This is a genomic window from Pseudomonas sp. 28 E 9 (assembly GCF_900004785.1).
Taxonomy (GTDB): Bacteria; Pseudomonadota; Gammaproteobacteria; order Pseudomonadales; family Pseudomonadaceae; genus Aquipseudomonas; species Aquipseudomonas orientalis_A.
In genome coordinates this window covers 505,563-531,721 of sequence record NZ_CVTK01000040.1, presented here as the reverse complement: position 1 = coordinate 531,721, position 26,159 = coordinate 505,563, and the positions used below count along the sequence as shown (strand labels likewise).

The window sequence follows — 26,159 nt, the reverse complement described above, 5'->3', positions numbered from 1 at the left end:
GCTCCCATGACCCACCCCCGCATCGGCTTTGCATGCCAATACAGGCATCCCGAACGACTCCCGTCCGCCAGCGCCCTGAAGGCAATCGAAGGCCCGTTCAACCCGCGTACCACCACCTTGCGCTGGATGGACAGCGTCGAACCGCAGGTGGCCCGCGACAAACTGGTCGAGGTGGTCACGCACAATCTCGCGGCCCAATTGCGCCTGCTGGCCTACGTCGCCGAACTGCCACCGACCTTGCGCATGCTGCGCCTGAGCAGTGACCTGTTGCCGTTTTACAGCCACCCGAAAGTCGCCGCGGTGTATCAGGACCCTGCCATCGCGCGCCAGTTGCAGGACGGCTTTGCCGCCATCGGCGAGCTGGCGCGGGCCTCGGATATCCGCCTGTCGTTCCATCCCGGCCAGTACTGCGTGCTGGGCTCGGAAAACCCCGGTGTGGTGGAAAACAGCCTGGCCGAGTTCGAATACCACGCCGACATGATCCGCATGATGGGCTACGGCCGCCGCTTCCAGGACCTCAAATGCAACGTGCATATCGCCGGCCGGCTGGGCGTGGCGGGTACCCGCGCAGTCTGGTCGCGCCTGTCCGACGTGGCGCGCAACTGCATCACTTTCGAGAACGATGAAAAGACGTACGGCCTGGACCATTGCCTGCAAGTCGCCGACCTGGCGCCGGTGGTACTGGATATTCACCATTGCTGGATCAACGAGGACGAGTACATCGACCCGCACTCGCCCCGCGTCGCCAGGGTCATTGACAGCTGGCGCGGCGTGCGGCCGACCCTGCATTACTCCCAGCCCCAGGAAAGCCTGCAGGCCCTCGGGTTTGACGCCGAGCACAAACTGGAAATGTCCGCCTTGTTGAAGGTGGTTTCCAAGCGCGACCTCTACGGCCACAGCGCGCAAATGTGGAACCGCTGGACCAACGACTACGCGCTGCAGTTTCTGGATCGCTTCGACATCATGCTCGAAGCCAAGGACAAGAACGTCGCGGCCCTGGCGTTCCATGGGTATTGGCAGAGCCAATCGGCGTGAACCATGGCATGCTTCACGGCCTGACAAAAGGAACCGTCCCATGGCTACCCTGCACCTGCTCTGCGGCAAGATCGCGTCCGGCAAATCCACTCTTGCCGGACGTCTTGCCACCGATCACGCCGCTGTCCTGCTCAGCGAAGACCACTGGCTCGCTACGCTGTATCCCGGACGGATCCAGACGATTGCCGATTACCTGACCTGTGCCGGGCAGATGCGCGGTGTGGTGGGGCCGCTGGTGATCGATCTGCTGGCGTCCGGCGTCAACGTGGTGCTGGATTTTCCGGCCAACACCCTGGCCAATCGCGAATGGCTGCTCGGCCTCGCCCAGGCCGCCCAGGCAGCGCACTGCCTGCATTACCTGGAACTGGATGACGCCGCCTGCCGTGCGCGGCTGCACGCACGCAACGCCAGTGGCGAGCATGACTTTGCCGCGACCGACGCCGAGTTCGACCTGATTACCCGCCACTTTTGTGTGCCGAGTGAGGAGGAGGGTTTGGTGATTGAGGTGCATCGGCCGTGAGCGCTGAATGTCCTATCGGTGTTGACGTCGAGGGCCACATTGTCACCGTCGATGCCGTCCCTGTGCAGCCCGAGTTCGAGCCTTTATTGAAGGATGTCCTGGCGACGCTTTCACAGCCCGCATTCGGCCTGGAGGGTATCTACCTGTACGGCAGTGTCGCCCGGGGTGATGCCAATGCCGAAGCGTCCGACCTCGATCTCACCCTGATCCTGCGTGATCCTCCCCAGGCGGCGGTGCTTGAACAACTCGAACTGGCGCGGCTGGCACTGGAACAGCGGCATTCCTGTGTCAGCAAAATCGATTTCGACATCGGCCATCGCGCGCAGGTATTGGCGCCGGAAAACCACAATCGCTGGGGCTTCTGGATCAAGCACCATTGCCGATGTGTGTGGGGCGATGACCTCGGATTGCGGTTCGAGCCATTCCGGCCAAGCCGAGACATCGCCCTGGCGCTCAACGGTGATTTTGCGCAGGTGTTGTCCCGCTATCGCGCGTCTATCCTGCAGGCCGCGAACCCACCGCAGCGCCTGCGCTTGCAGCGCGAAGCCGCACGCAAGTTGATCCGCTCCACGCATACGCTGCGTTCACCCGACGCACTGATGTGGCCGCAAACGCTGGAGGAGCATGTAGCGATGTTCACCCAGCGTTATCCCACCAGAGTCGCGCAAATCGCGTATTTTCTCTTCGAAGCCAGAAACCCGAGCGCCGAGTGCGCGGCATTTTTGCAGCGTCTTGACGTTTTTGTTGAGTGGATGGCGTCGCAGTCGGAATAAGCCTATACCCGAGCGCAAGGTAGGCCGCCGATTGGTCGTCACACCGGCAGCAACCCCGCCTCCTGATAGCTCTCGACCAGTTCATCAAACAAACCGATATCCGCACGTGTGCGCGCAATCAATTGTGCGCCGGCGACAGCCGTGTAGATCGCGCGGGCGCGGCGCTGGCAGGTTTCTGTGTCGCCCAGTTCCAGCTCAATGAGGCGTGCGGCCAGCCACGCTACGTTGATGTCGGCGAACGCGACGATTTCTTTTTTAACCGGCTCGGGCAAGTCCTGGTACTCGGCCGCCATAAAGCTGGACAGGCACAGTCGGTTGCCGTTTTCGAGTGAGGTCCGAAAAATGCCTGGGTAGCGCCGCAGGCTGTCGCGCGGGTCAGGGGTTTCGCGGTGGATGGCTTCGAGCACGCCGGCGGTGTCTTCCCAATAGCGTTTGGCGACCGCCGCGCCAAGCTCGGCCTTGCTGGGGAAGTGGTAATAGATACTGGCGTTCTTGATCCCCACCGTTTCGCCGATGCTGCGAAAGTTGATGCCGCTGTAGCCGAAGTGCTGCGCGGCGATTTTGGCGGCTTCCAGAATGGCTTCCCGGGCGTTCTCGCTCACGTATTGAGTCCTCGTGGGTTGGCGACAGGGGGTCGATTCTACGCGCAAATTATTTTACCTGCCAACTGACAGGTAGTGGTTGACAGCTATGGATAAAGCTCGCAATCTTTGCCTACCACTTGACAGGTAGGCAGATAAATCATGACTTCTCAGCAAACACAGTCCACGAGCGCTCAAGACCCCGTGCTTAAAATCTACGATTGGTATAACGGGCCTTATCCGGCGCGTGTCCGAATCGCCCTGGCCGAAAAAGGGCTGCTCGCACACACCGAATTCGTTTCCATCAATCTCTGGGAAGGCAAGCACAAGCAGCCGGCTTTTCTGGCCTTGAACTACTCCGGAACCTTGCCGGTACTGGCGTTGCAGGACGGCACCCTGATCGCCGAGTGCACGGCCATCACCCAATACCTTGACCTGCTGGACGGCGACCCGCTGCTCACCGGCAACACGCCCAAGGAGCAAGGCCTGATTCATATGATGACGCGGCGCGCGGAAATTGAAGTGATGGATGCGGTCAGCGTCTACTTCCATCACGCCACACCGGGGCTGGGGCCTGAGGTTGAGCTGTACCAGAACGCTGAATGGGGCGAGCGCATGCGTGACAAGGCGGTAAGGGGCATGCGCCACTTCGACGCCATTCTCAAGACCCGGCCGTTCGTGGCGGGTGAGGCGTTTTCGATGGCCGACATTGCCCTGCTGGGCGGCCTGATCTTCGCGTCGCTGGTCAAGCTGGTCGTGCCTGCGGAATGTGAAGCGCTGCATGCCTGGCACGCGACGATGAACGAGCGCGCCAGCGTCAAGGCCTGGCGAGCGATGGTGCAGGAGGGCGATCTGCAAAACTGAAACGGCGGACACGCCTGATACCAGGCAAGCGCCGTAAGACGCAGGTGATTGCCCATCCGCACACGGAACCGCTACCCTTGGGTTTGAACTCCCCAGCCACCGACCGTAACAGTGAGTCACGGTCTGCACCGAATCAGGACGATGAACGATTACTCTCTGAAGCTTGCCAACTACTGGCGAAACTCGTTGGCCGACGCGGAAAACGGCAACGGTGCCTTATCCCCCAGCCATGTCAAAACCTACGCGGTCATACCTTTGGCCGCCCTGGCCGCCGGTTGTCTGCCGGCTGAGCAGGTGGAACTCCTGTTCGCCGACGAACCGGCGCAACGGCTCGACGTGGATATCACGCTGCGCCCGTTTGTGTACGCCTCGCGCCGGGAACACCGCATGGCGCGCAGAGGGCTGCCGGCGTTCATCACACCGATCATTTGCCGGGTGTCGGTCACCCGCGACGGGCTTATCTATCCGACCGGCCCCACGCTGGTACCCCGCGACATCCTGGAACCGTTGGACCGCGACAATTTCACCATCGGCGCCCAACCTGACCTGGACAGGTTTTTAACCACGCAAGACGCCCCCCGATTCGAAGTGCCTGCCCACGGCACAGAGGCGCAGCCGGACGAATATCGCGACAAATGGCTCACCTACCTGCGCTACTGCAAGACGATGTTCCAAACGGTGTGCAACGCCTGGAACGGCGAGGACGACGGTTTCGATCCGGCCAGCTATTGCTACGTGTTCAAGGAGCAGAAGGCGGACGGTTTCAGTCGCAATATCGTTGCGCTATACGATCACCTGCGCCTCGCCAAACCCGAGGCGCCATTGTTCGAGCGCTTTGCACAACGTGAACCCACGCCCGATGAACCCTGCCTGCCGGCCAATGGCCTGTTCGCCGGACGAGGCGGGCATGCCGGTGACGAATACGCGCTGGCGTCGGCCCAACGCGACAGTCTCGCGCACCTGCTGGTGGGTAACACCGGGGATATCCTCGCGGTCAACGGGCCGCCGGGCACCGGCAAGACCACATTGCTGTTGTCCGTGGTCGCGTCGCTCTGGGCCAGGGCCGCCGCCGAGGGCGGCGAGCCGCCGGTGATCGTCGCCAGTTCGACGAACAACCAGGCGGTCACCAACATCATCAAGGCGTTCGGTAAGGACTTCTCCGAAGGCACCGGCCCCTTTGCCGGGCGCTGGCTTCCCGATATCAGCAGCTTTGGCGCCTACTTTCCGACGGCCTCGGCGGAAGCGGAGATGGCCCGCACCTACCAGACCAAGAGCTTTTACCTGGCGCTGGAGACGCAGGCCTATGTCGACAAGGCGCAACAGGCTTATCTGGAGCACGCCGCCATCGCTTTCCCGGGACAGTCGCAGCCCACGCTCAAAAACACCGTAGACGCGCTGCAGGCGCGGATTCGCCTGCGCCTGCAGCAACTGAGTGATATCGAGCAGGGATGGGCCCGATTGCGGGTGGCGCGCGACGCCCTCGAGGCCGTGCTGGGCGATGAACCACAGGCGGCGGTCGCGGGGCTTGGCGCTCAGCTGCGGGCACATTCGGAGCGGCTGACCAATGCCAAGGCACGTCTGAAAGATTTCAGGCATTACCTGGCCCATGAGTCGCTGGTGTATACGCTGTTCGGCTGGTTCGGCCCGATTGCCGCCAAGCGCCTGCGCCTGGCCAAACTGCACATCGATGAGGCTGACGTACAACTGCAGGAGGCCACCGATGTGCATGACATCGAGCGCCGGTTGACGGCCGCCGTGGCGCATCACGCACAAAGCCTGAAAACCCTCGAAACCCAGCGCGAACATGTTGAGCAACTGCTGCGCGGCGAACAGCGTGAACTGTTGAACTGGCAGGCGGTGATTGGCCGGTTACCCCAGGCGGCCGGCAAGCCCGCCGCCCAGGTGACCCTGGAAGATTGCGACCGTTGGGCCGACACCTCGTTGCGCTTCGAGACGTTCCTGCTGACCACGCATTATTGGGAGGGCCGTTGGCTGCTGGAAGTCATCGACGAGCTGCCGCTGATTCTCAAGAGCCGCAAAAAAACCGGCCGCAAGACGTTGGAAAAAAACTGGCGCCGCTGGATGAAGCTCACGCCCTGCGTCGTGGCCACGTTCTACCGGCTACCGAGAGAGTTGTCCTGCGAGCGCCATGATGGCAACGGCCTTGTCGACGATTACGCGCTGAATTTCATCGACCTGTTGATCGTGGACGAAGCCGGCCAGGTGCTGCCCGAGGTGGCGGCGCCGTCGTTCGCCCTCGCACGGCAAGCGCTGGTGATTGGCGACACGCAGCAGATCGAGCCCATCTGGTCGGTGCCGCCGGCGGTGGATATCGGCAATCTGCTCGCCACCGGCCTGCTGTCGCGCAGCCGCGTGGACGATGAGTACGAGGCCTTTTGTGACAGTGGACGCAGCGCCGCCAGTGGCAGCGTCATGGCGATTGCACAGTCCACCAGCCGCTATCATTACGACCGCGACCTGGCGCGCGGCCTTTACCTGTACGAACACCGCCGGTGTTATGACTCGATCATCGATTACTGCAACGCGCTCTGCTACAAGGGCAAGCTGCAACCACGGCGCGGCGCCAAACCCGACGGCGGCCTGCCGGGGCTGGGGTACCTGCATATCGACGGGATCTGTCAGCAAAAGCAGGGCGGCAGCCGCCATAACCTGCTGGAAGCCCAGACCATCGCGGCCTGGATCAAGGCCCATGAACAGCCACTCACTGAACGCTACGGCAAGGAACTCTGGGAAATCCTCGGGGTGATTACCCCATTTGGCGCCCAGACCCAGGCTATTACTGACGCGTGCAGCGCGCTGGGTATTCGTACCGGCAAAGGCGACGGCGAACTCACCGTAGGCACCGTGCACTCCTTCCAGGGCGCCGAACGGCCGGTGGTGATTTTTTCCGCTGTGTACTCCAAGCATGCCGACGGGCCTTTTATCGACCGCCGCGACAGCATGTTGAACGTGGCCGTTTCCCGCGCCAAAGACAGTTTCCTGGTGTTCGGCGACATGGACCTGTTCAGCCAGATACCCGCCAGCAAACCCCGTGGACGTCTGGCGCAGTACCTGCTGAACAGCCCGGAAAATGAGCTCACATTCGACTTCCAACCCCGGGCGGATTTGCTCACGGTGCGCACCGGCTTGAGCCACCTGCATGAATTCGCCGAGCATGATCGGTTCCTGTTGCGAACCCTGGAAACTGCGCGCCAGCAGGTGCAGATTGTCACGCCGTGGGTCAAGTTGCGCGGGATGCGCGAAAGCGGTGCCCTGGAAGCGATGGGCGACACCGTGCAGCGAGGCGTGCCGGTGACGGTCTACACTGACCTGCGCTTCAACACCGAAGGTAAGCCGGCCAAGGCCGCTTACTTTCAGGATGCAATCGCAGCGCTGAAAAACCATGCCGTGCAGGTGCGCGTGGTCAACAAGGTACACAGCAAGCTGGTAATGGCCGATGAGGAACTGCTGTGTGTCGGCTCATTCAACTGGCTGAGCGCTGCACGCTCGGGCGACTTTGTGCACCATGAAACGTCCATGGTCTACCACGGGCCGGACGTCAGCAGCGAGCTGGCGATCAACCGCAAGAGCCTGGCGCAACGCCTGAGCTCAAGCCAGCCCTAGTCCCGCGCAACGCTATGCCGGCGGCCGCAGGCTGTTGGCATAGCGCTACCGATCAGCAGCCCACGCGCAAAACCCTGCGACTTCCCGGCGAAAATCTTCATAATGGCGGCCATTTTGTTTAGCCCGTTATTCTGGTGTGCCCGCATGGAAATTAAGGTCAACTTTCTCGACAACCTTCGGCTTGAAGCCAAGTTCGATGATTTCACGGTGATTGCCGACCAGCCGATTCGCTACAAGGGCGACGGTTCGGCGCCGGGGCCATTCGATTACTTCCTGGCTTCGTCGGCGTTGTGCGCGGCGTACTTCGTGAAGCTGTACTGCGCCACGCGCAATATCCCCACGGACAATATTCGCCTGTCGCAGAACAACATCGTCGACCCGGAAAACCGCTACAACCAGATCTTCAAGATCCAGGTCGAGCTGCCGGCGGACATTTCCGACAAGGACCGCCAAGGCATCCTGCGTTCCATCGACCGTTGCACCGTGAAAAAAGTAGTGCAGGCCGGGCCTGAGTTTGTGATCGAGCAAGTGGACAACCTCGACGCCGACGCCCAGGCGCTGTTGATGCCCAACTCGACGTCGGAGGCGGGCACCTACATCGCCGGCAAGGACCTGCCGCTGGAGCAGACCATCGCCAATATGTCGGCGATCCTTGCGCGCCTGGGCATGAAGATCGAGATCGCCTCGTGGCGCAACATCGTGCCCAACGTCTGGTCGCTGCATGTGCGCGATGCCCACTCGCCGATGTGTTTCACCAACGGCAAGGGCGCGACGAAGGAGGGCGCGCTGGCGTCGGCACTGGGCGAGTTTATCGAGCGGCTCAACTGCAACTTCTTCTACAACGATCAGTTCTGGGGCGAAGAGCTGGCCAATGCACCGTTCGTGCATTACCCGGATGAACGCTGGTTCCAGCCGGGTCCGAACGACGAGCTGCCGAGTGAGATCCTCGACGCCTACTGCCGCAAGGTCTACGACCGCGAAGGCGAGCTGCGCGGTTCGCACCTGTTCGACACCAACTCGGGTAACGAAGCGCGGGGCATTGTCTCGCTGCCGTTTGTGCGTCAGTCCGATGGCGAGGTGGTGTATTTCCCCTCCAACCTGATCGAAAACCTCTACCTGAGCAACGGCATGAGCGCCGGCAACACCTTGGCCGAAGCCCAGGTGCAGTGCCTGTCGGAGATTTTCGAGCGGGCGGTGAAGCGCGAAATCATCGAAGGCGAATTTGCCCTGCCGGACGTACCCGCCGACGTGTTGGCCAAATACCCTGGCATCCTCGCCGGTATTGAAGGCCTGGAGGCCCAGGGCTTCCCGGTGCTGGTCAAGGATGCGTCCCTGGGCGGTGAATTCCCGGTGATGTGCGTGACCCTGATGAACCCGCGCACCGGCGGTGTATTCGCCTCGTTCGGCGCGCACCCAAGCTTTGAAGTGGCGCTGGAGCGCAGCCTCACCGAACTGCTGCAAGGTCGCAGTTTCGAAGGTTTGAACGACTTGCCGCAGCCGACCTTCGAAGGCCAGGCGGTCACCGAGCCGAACAACTTCGTCGAGCACTTTATCGACTCCAGCGGTGTGGTGTCGTGGCGCTTCTTCAGCGCCCGGTCGGACTACGAATTCGTCGAATGGGACTTCTCCGGCCACGGCGAAGACTCCAATGTCCAGGAAGCCGCGACGCTGTTCGGTATCCTGGAAGGCATGGGCAAAGAGTCGTACATGGCGGTCTACCAACACCTGGGCGCCACCGCCTGCCGCATCCTGGTGCCGGATTATTCGGAAATCTACCCGGTGGACGACCTGATCTGGGACAACACCAACAAGGCGCTGTTCTTCCGCGAAGACATCCTCAACCTGCACCGCCTCGATGAGGACGCGTTGCAGGCCTTGGTCGAGCGCCTGATCGAAAGCGAGCTGGACGACTACACCGATATCACCACCCTGATCGGCATCGAATTCGACGACAACACCGCGTGGGGCCAACTGACCATCCTGGAATTGAAACTGCTGATCTTCCTGGCGTTGAAGCAGTATGAAGAGGCCAAGGAATGCGTGGAAATGTTCCTGCAGTACAACGACAACACCGTCGAGCGTGGGCTGTTCTACCAGGCGATGAACGCGGTGCTGGAAATGGAACTGGACGACGACCTGGAACTGGCCGACTACGAAGCCAACTTCCGGCGCATGTTCGGCAATGAACGCATGGACGCAGTGATCGGCTCGGTCGAGGGCAGTGTGCGCTTCTACGGACTGACACCGACCAGCATGAAGCTGGAAGGGCTGGACCGGCATTTGCGCTTGATCGACAGCTACAAGAAGCTGCACAGCGCACGGGCCAACATCACCCAGGCCTGATTAGCACAACCAATGTGGGAGGGGGCTTGCCCCCGATAGCGGTGGGTCAGTTGCCAACAAGCTGGCTGATACACCGCCATCGGGGGCAAGCCCCCTCCCACAGTTTGATTGGTGTTTGAAGTTAGATGTGTGGGCCTGTGGCCAGATCCGCCCGCGCCGCCTAACCTCGGGCCGATTAGCATAACCAGTGTGGGAGGGGGCTTGCCCCCGATAGCGGTGGGTCAGTTGCCAATAAGCTGACTGACGTACCGCCATCGGGGGCAAGCCCCCTCCCACATTTGATCGATTTCTGACTTTAGATGTGTGCCAGGGCCTGGGCCAGATCTGCGCGCAAATCCTCTACATCTTCAACCCCCACCGACAAGCGCACCAACCCATCCCCAATCCCCAACTGCGCCCGCGTTGCCGCCGGGATGCTCGCGTGGGTCATGATCGCCGGGTGTTCGATCAGGCTTTCCACGCCACCCAGGCTCTCGGCCAGGGCGAAGATTTTTACGTTTTCCAGAAAGCGTGTGGCGCCCGCCAGGTCGCTGTTCAGGTCCACTGAAATCATCCCGCCAAACCCGCGCATCTGCCGTTTGGCCAGCTCGTGCTGCGGGTGGGATTTCAAGCCCGGGTAGTGCACCCGCGCCACCTGCGGCTGCTGTTCCAGCCAGGTCGCCAGTTCCAGCGCGTTGCTGCAATGGCGCTCCATGCGCAGGGCCAGGGTTTTCACGCCGCGCAGTGTCAGGAATGCATCAAAAGGCCCGGCGATGGCGCCCACCGAATTTTGCAGAAAGCCCAGGCGTTCGGCCAATTCCGGGTTGTCGCCAACAACGGCGATGCCGCCGATCACATCCGAGTGGCCGTTCAGGTACTTGGTGGTGGAGTGCACGACGATATCGCACCCCAGCTCCAGCGGGCGCTGGATCCACGGGCTGGCGAAGGTGTTGTCGGCCACACACAGAATGCCGCGCGCACGGCACACGCGGGCAATGGCGCTGAGGTCGGTGAGGCTGAGCAGCGGGTTGCTCGGCGTTTCGACCCAGACCATGCGCGTGTCGTCTTGCAGCGCCGCTTCGAAGGCCGACACGTCACTCAAGTCTGCGTAGCTGAACCGGTGCCCGGCACTGCGCTGGCGCACCTTGTCGAACAGGCGGAAGGTGCCGCCATACAGGTCATTGCCGGAAACGATATGCGCACCGGCATCGAGCAACTCCAGCACCGTGGAAATCGCCGCCAGCCCGGAGGCAAACGCGAAGGCCTGAGTGCCGCCTTCAAGGTCGGCCACGCAACGCTCCAGCGCAAAGCGCGTGGGGTTGTGGGAGCGCCCGTAGTCAAAGCCTTTGTGCACGCCAGGGCTGTCTTGCAGGTAGGTGGAGTTGGCATAGATCGGCGGCATCAGCGCGCCGGTGGTCGGGTCGGGGGACTGTCCGGCATGGATCACACGGGTGGCAAACGCGCTTTTATCGGGCTGACTCATGCAAGGGATCTCCGTAGATGGTTGAGCAGGTCGACGCGGGTGATCAGGCCATGGAAGCCCGAGGCGTCGGCAATGATGGCGACCAGGCCGCGATCCAGTTCCGCCTGCAGTTCGGCCAGGCTGGCGCCGGGGGCCAGGGTGTGCGGGGTGCGGGTCATGGCGCTGGCCACGCTCATGGAAAAGTGCGTGGCGTCCTGATGCAGGCCCAGCAGCAGGTCGGATTCATCGATAACGCCCGCCAGTTGCTGGCCGTCGATCAATACCGGCAGTTGCGAGACATCCGCCAGGCGCATGCGCTGGAAGGCGGTGAGCAGGGTGTCGTCGGGGCTGACGCTGATCACCCGGCCATCTTCGAAACGGCGGGCGATCAGGTCGCGCAGGTCGCCGTAATGCTTGTACTGCAAGAGCCCGGCGTCGTTCATCCATTGGTCGTTGTAGACCTTGGACAGGTAGCGCGTGCCGGTGTCGCACACGAACGTCACCACGCGCTTGGGCTCGGTTTGCTCGCGGCAATAGCGCAGCGCGGCGGCGAGCAGGGTACCGGTGGACGAACCGCCAAGAATGCCTTCGGCCTTGAGCAGTTGGCGGGCATGGTCGAAGCTTTCTTCATCGCTGATCGAGTAGGCGTGGCGCACGCTGGACAGGTCGGCAATCGACGGAATGAAATCCTCGCCGATGCCTTCCACGGCCCAGGAGCCCGGGGTTTCAAGCCGACCGCTGCGGCTGTACTCGGCCATCACCGAACCCACCGGATCAGCCAGCACCATGGCCAGTTCGGGCTGCACGCGCTTGAAGAAACGTGTCAGACCGGTGAGGGTGCCGGCCGAGCCGACGCCCACCACAATCGCATCGACATCATGCTGGGTCTGCGCCCAGATCTCCGGTGCGGTGCTGGTTTCATGGGCCAGCGGGTTGGCCGGGTTGTTGAACTGATCGGCAAAGAACGAACCCGGAATATCCTTGGCCAGGCGCGCGGCCACGTCCTGGTAATACTCGGGATGCCCCTTGCCCACATCGGAGCGGGTGATATGCACCTCGGCGCCCATGGCCTTGAGGTGCAGCACTTTTTCCGTGGACATCTTGTCCGGCACCACCAGCACGACCCGATAGCCCTTGGCCCGACCGACCAGCGCCAGGCCCAGGCCGGTGTTGCCGGCGGTGGCTTCGATAATGGTGCCGCCAGGGAGCAGGCGGCCGTCGCGCTCGGCGGCGTCGATCATGGCCAGGCCGATACGGTCCTTGATGGAACCACCGGGGTTTTGCGATTCAAGCTTGAGAAACAGCGTGCAGGGGCCGGTGTCGAAGCGGCTGACCTTGACCAGCGGCGTGTTACCAATCAGTTCAAGTACGGCGGGGCGGGAGAGGGTAGGCATGTCGTCACCTGGGTTGCGGGATGGGCACAGGGCGGGGCACAGCAAATCACAGCATGGCTTGAAACATAGGCCGGTATCGCCAGGCTCGCAACCGTGCGGTCCGATGCATGACTTTTTTTGGCGCATGGGTGATGGGACAGCGCAAAATCGGGGATTGCGATGCAGATCAACTGTGGGAGCGCACGAGCTTTAGCGAGGCCGCGATGGCGGCGGCACTGCTGGCATTCAGGTCACCTGACCCACCGCCATCGCGGCCTCGCCAAGGCTCGATCGCTCCCACAAAGCCGGCGCGTGTTCTCTCACAACTGCTGGGCAATCGCAGCCTTGTCAATCACCGACCAGACGCGAGCGAATTTCCCGTCGACGCATTCATAGAACACGTTCTCGTCGAACACCACCGTCTTGCCATTGATCGGCAGCCCGAAAAATTCTCCCTTGGGGCTCACCCGAAAGTTCAGCCGACTGGCGACCGTCGGCGGGTCGGCAACCAGCAACTGAATGCGGAACACCAGGTCGGGAATTTCCCGGAAGTCCCGCTCCAGCATCGCCCGATAACCCTCCAGGCCGACCGGGCTTGCGTTGTAGGTGACATCCGAGTGGACAAAATCACCCAGGTGCTGCCAATCCTGGCGATTCAGACAATCGATATAGCGTTTGTAGAAGCGGGCGAGTGGGTCGCGGGTCATGGGCTACTCTCTTCGGTTAAACGCGCTCATCCACTATCGTCGGCAAATGGATGCCTGCGCAAGTGCGTGAACCCTTACGCCGCGAACGCCAGCCCAACCCCAGCACCATCAGCAAACCCAGCCCTGCCATCAGCGCACCGGCCAGGGAAATGGCGGGATAGCCGAGCCCGGCGTTGATCACCGCGCCGCCCACTGCCGCGCCAATCGCGTTGCCGAAATTGAAGGCACCGATATTCATTGCCGAGGCCAGGTTGGGTGCAGCTTTAGCCGCCTCCATCACGCGCATCTGCAACGGCGGCACCAGGGCAAAGCTGGCGGCGCCCCACAGCAGGATCGACAGTGCGGCAGGCAGCGGCCATTGCATCAGCACCGAGAAAGCCAGCAGCACGGCGATCAACACCACCAGCGACGTGATGAGCGTGCGGTCCACCGAGCGGTCCGCAGACTTGCCGCCCCACACGTTGCCCAGGGTCAGTCCGATACCGAACAGCACGAGCATGCCAGTGACGAAGTTAGTCGATGCGTGGGTGACATCCCGCAAAATCGGCGCGATGTAAGTGAATACCGTAAACATCGCACTGGAGCCCACCACCGTCAGCGCCAATGCGGCCAGCACCGGCCCGCGACCCAGCACACGAATCTCCGCCATCAGGCTGCCGCCTTTCGGCGCGGGCGCATTCGGCAATGCCCACCATAGCGCCGCCATCACCACCGCACCCAACCCGCTGATGCCCCAGAACGCCGTGCGCCAGCCGAAGTTCTCGCCAAACCAGGTCGCCAGCGGCACGCCCCCGATGGTGGCCAGGGTCAGCCCCAGAAACATCGCCGCGACCGCACCCGCGCGTTTTTCCGGCGCCACCACACTCGCCGCCACGATCGCGCCAATGCCGAAGAACGCTCCGTGGTTCAACGACGTCACTAGCCTCGCGATCATCAAGGTCTGGTAGTTGGTCGCCAGCGCCGACAGCAAATTACCCAAGGTGAAAATCGCCATCAGCCCGATCAGCAGATAGCGGCGCGGCACCCTGGCCGTCGCCAGCGTCATGATCGGGGCGCCAATCAACACGCCCATGGCGTAGGCGCTCACCAACAGCCCGGCGGCGGGAATGGAAACGCCAAGATCGGCGGCAATACCGGGCAACATGCCCATGGGGGCAAACTCTGTGACCCCGATGCCAAAGGCACCGACGGACAACGCTACAAGGGGGGGATTGATACGCATGGGTGACTCCTCATCTGTGTGTCGAATGCTACAATCCAGGCTTTTCAAGCAGTAGCCCTCGATTGGGAACTATACCTTTGCGCAGGAGGCAAAAATGGACGTGGGCGGTCGCTCAGGCGAGATGGAAGTGTTCACCCTGGTCGCCGAACACGGCAGCCTGTCCGGCGCGGCGCGCGCCCTGGGGCTGACGCCTTCGTCCATCAGCCGCATCATCACCCGCACCGAACAGCGCATCGGCACCCGGCTACTGCTGCGCACCACCCGCGCCATCACGTTCACCGCCGAAGGCGAAGCCTACCTGCGCGGCGCCCGGCGCCCGGCGCATCCTCGCGGACATGGCCGAAGTCGAAGACGCCATCACCGACCAGGGCGCCCCACGCGGCCGCCTGCGAGTCAGCGCAGCACTGGCCCATGGCCGCATGACCATCGTCCCACTGATCGCCGCCTTCAGCGCCCGCTATCCTGCCATCGTGGTCGACCTGATGCTCGGCGATGAAGTGGTGGACATCCTCAGCGGCCAGGCAGACGTGGCCATCCGCTTCGGCCCACTCCCCGACAGCCCCTTGACCGCCCGACACATCGGCGCCACCGGCCAAGTCATCGTCGCCTCCCCGGACTACCTGGACCGGCACGGCACCCCGGTGACGCCGCAGGATCTACTTCAGCACAACTGCCTGCGCTTCAACTTCCGTCGGGCGGCTCCCGACTGGCCGTTTCGCATGGACGGGCGGGAGTTTTCGCTGAAGGTGGCGGGAACGATTGAAGGGAACAGCGGCGAGGCCTTGGCGCAATTGGCGAAGCTGGGGGCGGGGATTGCGCGGGTAGGGACGTTCAGCGTGGCGCAGGATCTTGAACGCGGCGACCTGGTGCCGTTGCTGGAGGCTTACAACCCGGGGGATGTGGAGCCGATTCATGCGGTGTTTGTGGGCGGCACGGCGATGCCGGCGCGGGTGAGGGCGTTTGTGGATTTTTTGGTGGAGCGGCATGGGGGTTGACGATATCCCTGGCTGTATCGCTTGTCGGATAGTTGGTATATGTCCGTAGGCCCGGGGTGCTACGGTGATCATTCGTGACGCCAGGGCCGGCGAAGAACTGCGCAGTGAAAGTCCATATCACTGCCGTTGAACCATAAAAAAGGGATTTCCATGAGAACGTTTCTGATCGCAGGCCTGGCCTTAGCCATGAGCGGCTGCGGCAATATTTCCAACATCCGTGCTTACTCCACGGCCTATGTTGAACCCGCCTCAGGTGATACCGCGCGTTTGCGCATCATCACCAATGGCATGGCGCGTGGCGTACCGGGCCGCGACTGCATCGACTGGCGCGTTCCCGGCGCCGGGGTGATGGCCGTTTCCGAATCCGGCTTTGCCGATCAAAATAATGGTCGCAGCCTGGGCATGCCCGAGAGCAACCGCCGAGTGGAAGGGCAAGCGCTGGCGCGTACCGAGTTGAAAGTACCGGCGGGCAAACCTTTCGCCATGAACTTCCAGAGTGAAGGCCACGCCTCCGGCGGCTATTCCTATAGTTGCCGGCAAAGCTTTCGCTTCACCCCGAAGGTAGGCGAGGACTATGAGCTGATCCTGCTGGACAGTGGCCAGTGCCTGGTCGCGTTGCAACGCTTGAATCCAACCGGGAAACCTGAAAACGAGACTGCCGAGAAGGCAGGGCTCTGTAGAGCGATGGATGTTTTTTAGTTCAGTACGCCCGTACTCATTACAGTAACGGGCGGCTCCTGGCTGACTGAAGGGCTTTGGAGCAGTTCGCTTTGGGACGATTTCTGCTTCTCATGAAAGGCTTGAATCGACCCAGAGTGGGTGAAAACCCTTCGTCATTGATCCGTGCAGTGACACATTGGTTGCTTTGAACTGGTCAGACCGTCGAAAGAGCAATCGCTTTTTTCAAGACCGCTTGTAACATCTGGTCCGGTGATTGTTCCTTGTTAAAGAAGCTCGGGGAAAATTTATCAGAGTCATTTTCAGTCGATTGCCTGAGCAGGGCGAGCGGCCCCGATTGTCCTAACTGCTCTTGGTAAAGACTTTTTATACTGTCCCTAAAGCCATCAGGGTATGCCGCTTTCTCGACCGCTGGAAGATCATCGAAATAGTCCATGATGCCTTTGAATATTTCACTGTTGTCACCGCCGTTCGTTATAGTGGCGTACAACTTGGAAAAATAGGTTTCATCTTGCTTGCTAAGCTCCCCATAAGCAGCATATCGTTCTGCATCCGTATAGGTTCCTGAATCATCATAAACAATATTGCTTAGCCCGTTTCGGGCCATACCTTCAAATGGGTTTGGAAGTTTTTCGGGGGGGCGCTTAGAAAGCCCAATTGCGTAATCCAGTGACTGCTGACCTAACGCCAAACGGGCAGGGTCGTCTGTTTTGGGAAGTAGATCCTCATTATTAAGATTCCCGCCAGCAATCCGCTGCCCGAAATTGTACATATCGCTCTGACCTTTTGCATATTGTCCTTTTAAATCCCTATTGGACATAGAGGCTTGTTTATCATCAGCGTTACTTAATGCGTACAGTGCCCGTGCAGAATCGGAGATTGTGACGGTCTCCGCCGTCTTGGGGGCGGCATCCCTTGAAGGTAAATTTACAGGGTTGGACGAAGGAAGCTTCTCTTGTGTAGAAACCTTTGCTTGTGTACTGGCTTGATACGATTTGATCGAAATATCCATGGTGATACTCCATGCGCTGAAGATAGCTCGAAAGCTATCTTCAGCTAGGTGCCTATACAAATGTCGGATTATTTGATTTCAAATTCGACAGTGTAGTTATAGGGAGGCGCCGATTGAATTGCTGTGATAGTGGCGTTGCAAGTAGCGTTATCGGAGCCAGCGCTAGTGCCCATTTTAGTCCAGCTAGGAGCTTTAGTCGTTGGATTGACTTTGTGGCTTGCTGCAAAACGACATTTCTTATTACCTGACGTATAGACGAATCGCATTCCTGAAACCGTATCCGCGACACTGGCCAGGGCAAATGTTGTCGTTGCAGAAGGCAGAATCGTACTTGGGGTGGGCGCTACACTCCCTGAAAAGTACTCGAAAGTGTACGCGGCTGGACCGGTCGTAGAGTTCTTCACCTTTACGGTGACGATTGTGCCTGCTTGGGCAGATGCAATCATAGAGGCGAATAGAGTTGCTGCCCCGAACAGTTTAGCGAATCTCATAAATATCCCTTTAATTTGATAATCACTATGACTCTTGTCCTTGCGCGTCGTCTTGTATAGAAAAGACAGCAAGACTCAACCTCTATAACGGCAGGTGACCAGAATTCTTTAAGCCAAGGGTTGCCTTTTTGACACATCGGATGAACAGCGAATTCACAGCCTGCAGGAACTAACACATATCCAGCCTGCAACCCTTCAATTTCAATAGCTTGCGCAGTGGTCCTGGTTGCCGCTAACGGCTATCACCATAGTGGCGAGGAACTGCGCAGCGAGAGTCCTTACCACTGCTGCTAACCCTGCCAGAAAACCTTCCGCTTCACCCCAGAGGCGGGTCAGGACTATGAACTGATTCTGTTGAACGGTGGCCAGTGCCTGGTCGCGTTGCAGCGTTTGAACCCGGCTGGCCAAGCTGAAAACGAGCCTGTTGAAAAGGCAGAGCTTTGCGTACGTCGCGGTGCATCATATCCAGCTAGCAGGTTGGGCCAATCGCCGGAACATGCTGACGAACATAATAATTGTCGAATTCACTGCTTTCGATGAACTGGAAGCCATGGCGGGTATAAAAGCGATTGGAAGCGCTTTCTTTGAGAGCGCCCACTTTAAGAGGAAGCGCAGCTGCATCCGCCTCTTTGAAAATCTGCGTGAGAACTGCAGACCCCACCCCTGATCCTTGCGCGCTCGGCCTTACATACAAATGATCGAGCAAGAGTTCATTGTGATGATGTTTGATCACTACGAAACCCACCCTCTCTCCAGATACCTCGATGTAACGTGTGTAGCGAGCTTCAAAGCCGCTAAGAAACCGCTCTCGCGCACGGACCGGATCAAACCGCCCAACACGCTCCAGACTTTCGCGCATGGCCTCAATTCGAATGGCTACCAGATTATCCAAGTCGCTTTGTTGAACGGGGACCAAAGTGATGGGGGAATTTTGATTGGGTGTGACGGGCATAGGGTGTGCTCCAACTACCATCCTGGGGGCTCAGTATAGAGAGCCTGATACTGATGAAGCGACCCGCATGGTATGTTCACGGCATAAATGGAGTAATGGACCCCAGGAAGGAAATTGCAATGCCAGTCGACGCCCACCCAATCCGCATTCTCTCGCAACGCCTTAGTATTGAGCCCTTCTGCGAGCAGGACGCTGCTGAGTCTTTCCCTTGTCTCACACCGTCTCTGACTCGCTACATGTCCTGGGAACCGCCTGCCTCGCCAGAAGAGTACGCGCAAGTCTGGGAGCAGTGGCTGCCTGCGATAGCGGATGGCAGCGACATCGTGTTCACGGTCAGGGAACTGGTGAGTGCCCGTTTTACCGGCTTGGTCGGGCTGCACCATACCGGCAGTGAAACACCGGAGTTGGGTATCTGGATCCGTGAAGATAGACACGGGCTGGGCTTTGGTGGTGAAGCGGTGCGGGCGGTTGTTCAGTGGGCTAGCAAGCGGGTGGCGGCAAAGTGCTTTATTTACCCTGTTGCGACGCAGAATCGTGCGAGTCGACGTATTGCCAAAGCTTTGCGGGGAGTTGTCATTGAGAGGCGGATGACGGAGAAATATGATTCGGTTGTGTACCAGATACCGGGGGTTTAACTCTGGGTAACAGGTTTGCCGATTGTTGTCCTTCACGAACGGCAGAAACCGCCCAGGAGCGGTCATCCGGCAATGCCTACTACGTGCAATCGGCCATCGATTCCGGCAATCTCGGCGGTGTCGAATCCACCTTGAGGCCAGGTGCGAACCGATGCCGCTAGCTAGGGAACTGCACAGCTTCCCGAAGGTGAACTCGGCCGCGCCAGAGTGCAAGGTGCCGTACCGGAGCACATTGCCGCCACGCGCCGCGCGCCATACGTCCTCCATCGTCTTGGCGCCGCTCGGATACTTGCGATATCTACGTTGCCATACATCCGGGGCGATAGCTCTATGGCATGCATTGTTCGTTTCGCCATGACCTCGGGCTTTTCTGAGATGCCTGTTGTAGTGAGAATTTTCCCATCCGGTTCCCCTATATCCCTACCACCAAATAGGGGGTCTGTGATGGCAACAGTAGTGTCATTAGGCTATCTTTTCAACCAAGTGTCGAGTTGCAGATTCATCGGTGACGACTGTTGGCGCCGATGCCGAGTTGACTCTATCGCCGAGATTTCACTGGCCCATGACTCCTCGTGAATCATTGCTGCGCTCGATTGTTGCAGTTTTTGGAGATGAAACAGTCTTTCGTCGGCAACTGGGTCAATCAGGGGTCAGCATCAACAATTGAGCAACGCTCCGGACTGAAGGTCTGGACCACGCTGCCAAAGGACGATCAGGCAGCGCCTCAAGCTAGTTCACGGCCTGCTGTCTGAGGACATTGGTTGCTGAAAAACCAACTGAACACTTCAACTGCCACACCCTAGAACAGCCGGAACGCTGGTCGACACAGCGCTCCCGTGCCCTATGTGTGATTGATCTGATCTAGGGCGGCATGAACTCGGTGATCGAGATTGATCGTTTAAACCAACGATCGATTAAATACATCAAAGCGGCAAGAGTTCACATACGACAGTGAACCAACACGCTGTTCAACACACTTTTCGAACAAGTAGAACTCTTTACGAGTGCCCTCACGACTTATGATGTCGCTCACAATTGCCAAGGCATACTCCTCATCATGTCGTGTGAGCCACTCCAGCGTGCTTGCAAAAATGTTGGCACGCTTAATTTCATTGTTAGCAGGTGGTTCCCTCGGTCGTTCAAGCCAGTGGTATAAATTTACTATTTCTCCTGGATTTCTCATCAGCGCGCGGTCCAAAGAATCGGTACTGACGGAATCATCTAGAAAATACTCGCTATTATCCGGGATTCTTCTCATTCGAGGATCCAGATACAGAGTGCGAAAATCAAGCCAGCCTCTCTCTGTACATATATGCCATAGCGCCACGAGTTCGTCATCAGGAAAATAATCAAGATATGGTATGAGTCTCTGTAGCTGGAATGACTCCGATAATTCTTTTCTTCCGTTAAAACTTATAGTGGCACCTGATATGAAGTGTTTTAGCAAAGCACTTGGACTGGGAGATGCTGCGAAAGCTTTACTCACTAAAATAGTAGATTCTGGAGTACCCAAAAGCATTGTTTTCTGAACCATCAGTGGGCTGTTTTTTAATTTCTCCCACCGACAGCCCAACATAGCGACCAATCTATTGGGCTCCACATGCCTGAACGTCCCGACAACCGCATATTCCAAGTTTGAGTTAGCCTTACCCTCCTCAGCCACTTGATCGAGGATCGAATCAAGCGCGTCCGTAAAATAGTCAGACCAAATATAGCGACTGACCTGAAGCCAGTGCTCAGAGTTTTCGGAGATTTTCTGGAGAATTTCAGAAACAACGGAATAATCTTCCAACTCTGCGCGAGCCCACAACGCACTCTCATATAGAAGACTTCCTGCTGGAATCCTACGCACATGCTCTAGATCTAGATTATTAAGTGCCAACTGCCAAAAACTAAAAGCTTGCACCCGAATTTCATCGCTCTCTTTTTCATCACAGGAGATACTAAGTAACCGCTCCTTTGACTTCGACGACATACTTCTACCCGATTTACGGGCATGACGCTCCCAGTCGGATTTCAAGGACCGCTTAACTATAAAGCCAGACTCCGCAGCGTATCGCACCAACTGCTCCAGCGCATCAGGATGATCTACAGTTCGCAGCATATAAGTGATTGGCCACCTGAGGATTTCAGACGCCTTAGCCCTGTCGACGAAATAGCGTATTGCATCATCAGGAGAGTACTCCCTGAACTCCCACGCCACATGGTCCGCAGCCAGTAACTCGACTGGCTGTCCAATCATGGAATCCAAAATTTTTGGTAAAGCCTCCCATGCATCGCATACAGGCCCTAATGTCGCCACTGCCTCATCGCCACAACATCGCGCAGCTGCAAATAGATAAGACCGCAGATCATCGTGTCCGTTTTCGTCCTGGTCCCAACACACTTGAATCGATTGCGCTAAGGAAGAGTCCCCCAAATATCCGGCCAATCTTAAGGCACCGGTTCTCTTTCCTCCGTTTGAAAAGTGATTCAATTCCGGTCGGCGTAGCAGATTGTCAACAGCAGAAATCAAATCCGAGCCATACATGCTCTTCACTAAAGCAAGTAGGTGTTGTTTTCCCGGAATGGTTACGCCAATATCATACATCGCAAGAAGAGACAACCCAGCACTTACAGCCCCATTCCTGAAAGCAGCCGAAAAGAGTGGATACCAAGGGTGGTCATCTTCCTGAAACTGCGAGACAAGCCGCGTCACATACGGAGACGTAGTTTCAGAAAGCACACGGGCAACTGCATATCGACGGCTAGTGAAAAAGTCGCCCCCCACCTCCTCCTTCTCCAACCAGTGGCTAATCGCATTCGCTGCAACCTCGGCATATTTACTGCCAACATCAGAAGCCAATTTCAATGCGTGAGCTGAGACGAGAGGGTTTGCATCCGTCAACTCTGCCAGTTGCATATGCGGCAGTTTGATCTGAAACACAGCACTTGCTACTGCTTCAGAAAAGAAAGGATCGATGGCGTATTCAGGGATTTTATTTGTCTTAAGCTCCTCAGCAATCGCCCCGCTTAAGAGCCAATACATCACTCGGTCATGCCTGAATTCGAGCGTTTCTCTTTCGCCCGTTGAAGCCATCCGCATCACATTGCCTTCGCGTGCAACACTTCTTAGCAGCGCGATAGATTCTGCTTCCACGAGCCAAGTCTTGACCTCGCTCCATTGGGGATTGAGCGTTCGTTGCTGCAACATACCGCGCATCAGCTGATGCAGTGCCTGCAGCACCTCGGACCTTGTAGATTGCGCCTGATTAGCAATGATGCCTAATCGTTCATTTATATAGGCTTGGATAACATTTGTAGCATCGCCTTCCGAGACCAAGTCGTGGAGACCGATCAGTAGAGGATCCTGACCAAGCTGGTCAGCAAGAGATTTTGCGCGGTGTTTACTGATCTCCAATCCAAGAGACTTTGCGCGCGCCTGTATGGCCCGGATCGCCTCCTCCGAGTTATACCTGTCTACATGCAGCACTGTCACCGCAGCTAGAACATTTCTCTGATCCTCGATAAGATCAAGGTACTGAGGCCATATAGGACATACAACGCGCCAAGCTCTTGATGGTGCAAGTGCCCAAGACATAATTTTGTTAAGCACCAGCCCTGGATTGTGAGAACGGTTCACGTCCTCCACGAATATCAACAACGGTTCTTGATCTGTACACAAAAAGATTGCCTTATCACCAGCCCTAGATTCGATTTCGGGCTCTTGACGACGCAACTCTTCCCCAAGCGCAACCTCAATAGTGGCGGCGCCAGCTACGAATTCAGATTTGAGAAGGATTGCGGGCAATCCCCTCTTAATAAATGCATCCAGTGCAACCGCACAAGCAGTCGTTTTCCCCATCCCAGAAGCACCAGCAACCAGTGTATCGACTCGTCCAAGGACGAAGCCATCACGACCGATGCTATCCTCTGTCGACACAAGAGGAAGGTGGTCTTGGATACCTTGCTTTCCCATCTGTAGCAAAAGCTCTCGCGACAAAAGCTTAATTGGGGTCCCCAAGTAGTTTTTCCGGATTATCTGCCCTATAGGGTCTGTATCCAGAAAATGAGCAATTCTGGAAACGGACCATACATCAACCTCAATTTCAGCAGTCTGGGCCAAAACTTCTACAGAAGAGAGCAACTCCAATGATGGCTCTAGATTGGTCGTCAGAGCGAAGGTAACTTTTAGATTTAGATGCGCATTGCGCAGTTTCAGAATTTCTTCAATACCCTTGACTAAGTCGCCCGCTGGTTTAGTCGGCTTGCTTCCAGGCTTTCTTGGTTTGACTGTCGCCGGATCGTGAAGCCACTTACCTAGCAAATCTTTCTGGCCAGTAGTGTGCGCAGCGCACACGAATCGCCTCCCTCCGACAGAATCTACCCACCCGACATTATCAAAAGGAGCCTTAACGGTTTTCCCTCCAGGCTTCACACCTGGATGGGACAAGCTTGCATAGGTCGATGAACTCGCGCGCAACACAGCCGCGGCAATATGCTCAAAAGCCGCAGCATCATTCATCTCAGCGAGACGCCGTCCGGTGCCACTATTTTCAGACATATTTTCAAACCAACACATGGAGGACTGTTATATTGTATGAAATGGGGGCTGAGGCTACCATCGCGATCAAGACTTTTTAATCGAAGTAGACATTTTCAACTCCCGTAACCAGATTTTTGTTGAAGCTCCGAGTATGCGAACCAGGCCCCTCTCACCAACGGCGCAATCGCGATATTACAAATACCCGCCCCATAGCGGATTTACTTACTCATAGCTTGGTAGTGCTCCGCATACCCACACTCTTCAAAAATCAGCCTCAAACCATCTTTGAACACATTATGATCAAACTCCTTTATATCAAAAATATTTTGCCCCAAGGAATGTGATTCTCGATTCATATACCTGTAGAACGCCGTAAACTTATCAGTCGACAGGGCTGGCTTTTGGAAAACATTATTGAAATCTTTCTTTTGAACAAAATTGAAGAAATATTCGACAATGTTTCGCATGCAGTTAGCAATCAGCGCAGGCGGTGAGGCCTGGTCCTTTATAATCGACCAATAGGACTGGTAGTCGTTTTGGATTTCCTCATACTTCATTGGAACCACAGCACTTCCGCTTGTATTTTTGATAACTCTGAAGAGCTGCTGTGTTTCCGCACGTTTCTCTTTATTGGTGTGCGTCAACTCGTAGAAGAAATACAGGCTATGGGTGAGAACAAACACCTGCGAATAGAGTTTATCATTAATGAAATACTTCTTGATTAGCTGTCCAATATTGAACACATAAAGGTGAGAAAGACTGGAAATAGGATCATCGATCACAACCACTTTCGACTGAGGTACCGCAATGGCCGTCTTCTGCCCTTTACAAAGTTCCATGAAGTATAGAAAACTAATAACAGTTTTCTCACCCTCACTCAGCGAGTGAAATGCATTCGATTGATCGGTAGCCCTAGAAACCCGGTAGAAATTCTCACCGTACGGCACCACAGAAAATCCATCAATGCCAATTTCTATCAACCCGGAATTAATGTTCTCAATTGACTCTTCGATATTTACCGTCTGCTTTCTGAGAGCAGCAAGCTTGCCGTTAGAGGCTATAACATCAGTGTTAATCTTGGTGGCTTCTTGGTTTATCTTGCAGGCCTCATCTTTGAGATCTGAAGCTGATTGCGAGTAGGCAGAGATCGTCTGATCGTAATCACAGCGCATCAGCGTCCAAAAGCGCGATCTTATATCATCTCGAGTTTTCTTCTTGTTCGCCAGCTTGTCGTTATGTGCCTCAATCAGCTCGTTCAGGCCACCGATCAAATCATTGATCACGTCGACCGCGGACTGGGTATCGGTGAGGACAACCGGCGTGCTCGGGCTTTTGATCTTGTTTCCAATGTGCAGAATATTTTCGCGGATTGACGCCTTCATGGCCTCACAGGCAATGCTCCAAGCTTCCACAAGCTCTTTGCTGGCAAGTGGAGAGTTTGAAATATCTTGTAGATTCAGGCTAGTGGTGAGCGTCTCATAGCGGGTCTTGATTGACTCCAATTGCTTAACATCTTGCTCATAGGCTTCGTCGAAGACTTTGCGAATGGAGTCGATGATATTTTTATTGATCGTTTCTTGCTGGCAGAAAGGGCAGGTTTGAGGATCCTTATCATCTGAAATGTACTGGAGCCCTTGCTTCACCCAGTCAGAATTGCGAGTTTTAGTGATGAACTCTGCAACTGAACCTTCTTGGCTACCGACAATAATTTTCGACCAGAGGGCATCCTCTTCAATGGTCAGCCAGCCAGCCGAAAGAGTTGGAATTTTCGCGAACGGCGCGGCTCCCTCTCCTTCAATTGACGACGCCTCAGCCTTCAGATCATCTACGGTGTAGCGAGGTGTATTTTCCGGCAGAGGTAGTCCAATAATATGCTGGAAAAGAAGTTCTGTTCTTTTGAGGTTTTCTAGGCAAAACTCCAGAACGCGATCTCCGCCCGTGAAATTCGTCTTGATCTCCCAGACTTTTCCGCTTGCTTTAGTCTTTTCTTGGTCGAGCTTGGTGGCGTTTCCACTAGCCCGCTTTAAATTCTCTTGCTGAGCGGTCAGATGTTTCTCCAGCTCTTTCGTCTCGGCTTCGATTTGCTGGAGTGCAACCTTGTTCTCTTTCGAAAGGGTGAAGATTCCTTTTAACTTATCCTCTTCGTAAAAGTAGTCCTTGAGAAAGCTTTGGTTGTATACCAAAATTTCACATGGCTGGCTGGTTTTCAGTCTACATTTAGAAAACCGAGGCTCGGTATGACTGTACAAAAACTCAGAAATGGTACTCTTACCTGCACCATTTAGCCCGTAGATGAGAGACGTCTTGTTGGTGAGCGAGATAGTAGACATGAGTTTGTAGCTGGTGACGCCATCTATGTTCAATTCCGTGATCACGACATGACTCCTG

General features: G+C 57.1%; 18 protein-coding genes and 1 pseudogene. 9 read left to right on the top strand and 10 right to left on the bottom strand.

Annotation, left to right across the window (positions count from 1 at the left end):
- Positions 1-6 precede the first annotated feature (6 nt).
- Genes uvsE through BFQ00_RS09925 form a run of 3 tightly spaced genes read left to right on the top strand, consistent with a single transcriptional unit; the run spans position 7 to position 2,328 of the window.
- Entirely contained in the window at positions 7-1,035 is a 1,029-nt protein-coding gene (gene uvsE / locus BFQ00_RS09935; protein WP_065933370.1) for a UV DNA damage repair endonuclease UvsE, read from the top strand.
- 40 nt (positions 1,036-1,075) lie between these two features.
- Positions 1,076-1,555: an AAA family ATPase gene (locus BFQ00_RS09930; RefSeq protein WP_065933369.1), complete on the top strand. Its 480-nt coding sequence runs from the start codon at positions 1,076-1,078 to the stop codon at positions 1,553-1,555.
- Entirely contained in the window at positions 1,552-2,328 is a 777-nt protein-coding gene (locus BFQ00_RS09925) for a nucleotidyltransferase domain-containing protein (RefSeq protein WP_065933368.1), read from the top strand. The genes BFQ00_RS09930 and BFQ00_RS09925 overlap by 4 nt, the downstream gene beginning before the upstream one ends.
- Before the next feature lie 38 nt (positions 2,329-2,366).
- Here the strand turns inward: BFQ00_RS09925 and BFQ00_RS09920 are convergent, their stop codons facing one another.
- The gene (locus BFQ00_RS09920) at positions 2,367-2,930 is read right to left on the bottom strand and encodes a TetR/AcrR family transcriptional regulator (protein ID WP_065887297.1); all 564 of its coding nucleotides are present in this window, start codon (positions 2,928-2,930) and stop codon (positions 2,367-2,369) included.
- Between the two features lie 141 nt (positions 2,931-3,071).
- Between BFQ00_RS09920 and BFQ00_RS09915 the strand changes: the two genes are divergently transcribed.
- The 3 genes from BFQ00_RS09915 to BFQ00_RS09905 all read left to right on the top strand — a co-directional run bounded on the left by BFQ00_RS09915 (position 3,072) and on the right by BFQ00_RS09905 (position 9,740).
- Positions 3,072-3,773: a glutathione S-transferase gene (locus BFQ00_RS09915; protein WP_065933367.1), complete on the top strand. Its 702-nt coding sequence runs from the start codon at positions 3,072-3,074 to the stop codon at positions 3,771-3,773.
- 141 nt (positions 3,774-3,914) lie between these two features.
- Positions 3,915-7,397 (top strand): AAA domain-containing protein, encoded by a 3,483-nt coding sequence (locus BFQ00_RS09910; RefSeq protein WP_065933366.1) that lies wholly within the window; start codon positions 3,915-3,917, stop codon positions 7,395-7,397.
- Between the two features lie 144 nt (positions 7,398-7,541).
- Entirely contained in the window at positions 7,542-9,740 is a 2,199-nt protein-coding gene (locus BFQ00_RS09905; RefSeq protein ID WP_065933365.1) for an OsmC domain/YcaO domain-containing protein, read from the top strand.
- Positions 9,741-10,035: 295 nt separating this feature from the next.
- Here BFQ00_RS09905 and BFQ00_RS09900 read toward each other — a convergent pair whose 3' ends face one another.
- From BFQ00_RS09900 to BFQ00_RS09885, 4 genes are all read right to left on the bottom strand, one after another.
- The gene (locus BFQ00_RS09900) at positions 10,036-11,202 is read right to left on the bottom strand and encodes a cystathionine gamma-synthase (protein WP_065933364.1); all 1,167 of its coding nucleotides are present in this window, start codon (positions 11,200-11,202) and stop codon (positions 10,036-10,038) included.
- Positions 11,199-12,575 carry a pyridoxal-phosphate dependent enzyme gene (locus tag BFQ00_RS09895; protein WP_065933363.1) on the bottom strand — a complete coding sequence of 459 codons (1,377 nt, stop codon included), beginning with the start codon at positions 12,573-12,575 and terminating at the stop codon, positions 11,199-11,201. Before BFQ00_RS09895 ends, BFQ00_RS09900 begins: the two co-directional genes overlap by 4 nt.
- Before the next feature lie 299 nt (positions 12,576-12,874).
- Positions 12,875-13,261, bottom strand: a complete 387-nt coding sequence (locus tag BFQ00_RS09890; protein WP_065933362.1) for an ester cyclase — start codon at positions 13,259-13,261, stop codon at positions 12,875-12,877.
- A gap of 16 nt (positions 13,262-13,277) precedes the next feature.
- Entirely contained in the window at positions 13,278-14,483 is a 1,206-nt protein-coding gene (locus BFQ00_RS09885; protein ID WP_065887285.1) for an MFS transporter, read from the bottom strand.
- Positions 14,484-14,577: 94 nt separating this feature from the next.
- Here BFQ00_RS09885 and BFQ00_RS09880 point away from each other — a divergent pair.
- Both BFQ00_RS09880 and BFQ00_RS09875 read left to right on the top strand, forming a co-directional pair.
- A pseudogene (locus BFQ00_RS09880) lies at positions 14,578-15,478 on the top strand (LysR family transcriptional regulator).
- Between the two features lie 150 nt (positions 15,479-15,628).
- Positions 15,629-16,177, top strand: a complete 549-nt coding sequence (locus BFQ00_RS09875; protein ID WP_065933361.1) for a hypothetical protein — start codon at positions 15,629-15,631, stop codon at positions 16,175-16,177.
- Between the two features lie 175 nt (positions 16,178-16,352).
- Here the strand turns inward: BFQ00_RS09875 and BFQ00_RS09870 are convergent, their stop codons facing one another.
- From BFQ00_RS09870 to BFQ00_RS27915, 3 genes are all read right to left on the bottom strand, one after another.
- A complete protein-coding gene (locus BFQ00_RS09870; RefSeq protein WP_065887279.1) occupies positions 16,353-17,168 on the bottom strand; it encodes a hypothetical protein in 816 nt (271 codons plus the stop codon).
- Between the two features lie 68 nt (positions 17,169-17,236).
- Positions 17,237-17,731: a hypothetical protein gene (locus BFQ00_RS27920; protein WP_256536137.1), complete on the bottom strand. Its 495-nt coding sequence runs from the start codon at positions 17,729-17,731 to the stop codon at positions 17,237-17,239.
- A gap of 397 nt (positions 17,732-18,128) precedes the next feature.
- Positions 18,129-18,611 carry a GNAT family N-acetyltransferase gene (locus BFQ00_RS27915; protein WP_083227339.1) on the bottom strand — a complete coding sequence of 161 codons (483 nt, stop codon included), beginning with the start codon at positions 18,609-18,611 and terminating at the stop codon, positions 18,129-18,131.
- Positions 18,612-18,730: 119 nt separating this feature from the next.
- Here BFQ00_RS27915 and BFQ00_RS09850 point away from each other — a divergent pair, with 119 nt between their 5' ends.
- The gene (locus tag BFQ00_RS09850) at positions 18,731-19,246 is read left to right on the top strand and encodes a GNAT family N-acetyltransferase (protein ID WP_065933358.1); all 516 of its coding nucleotides are present in this window, start codon (positions 18,731-18,733) and stop codon (positions 19,244-19,246) included.
- Positions 19,247-20,144: 898 nt separating this feature from the next.
- On the opposite strand, the gene BFQ00_RS09845 is transcribed toward BFQ00_RS09850, so the two are convergent.
- Together BFQ00_RS09845 and BFQ00_RS09840 are read right to left on the bottom strand one after the other, a co-directional pair.
- Positions 20,145-23,789 carry a hypothetical protein gene (locus BFQ00_RS09845; protein WP_139114982.1) on the bottom strand — a complete coding sequence of 1,215 codons (3,645 nt, stop codon included), beginning with the start codon at positions 23,787-23,789 and terminating at the stop codon, positions 20,145-20,147.
- 200 nt (positions 23,790-23,989) lie between these two features.
- Positions 23,990-26,146, bottom strand: a complete 2,157-nt coding sequence (locus BFQ00_RS09840) for an AAA family ATPase (RefSeq protein ID WP_065933356.1) — start codon at positions 26,144-26,146, stop codon at positions 23,990-23,992.
- Positions 26,147-26,159 lie beyond the last annotated feature (13 nt).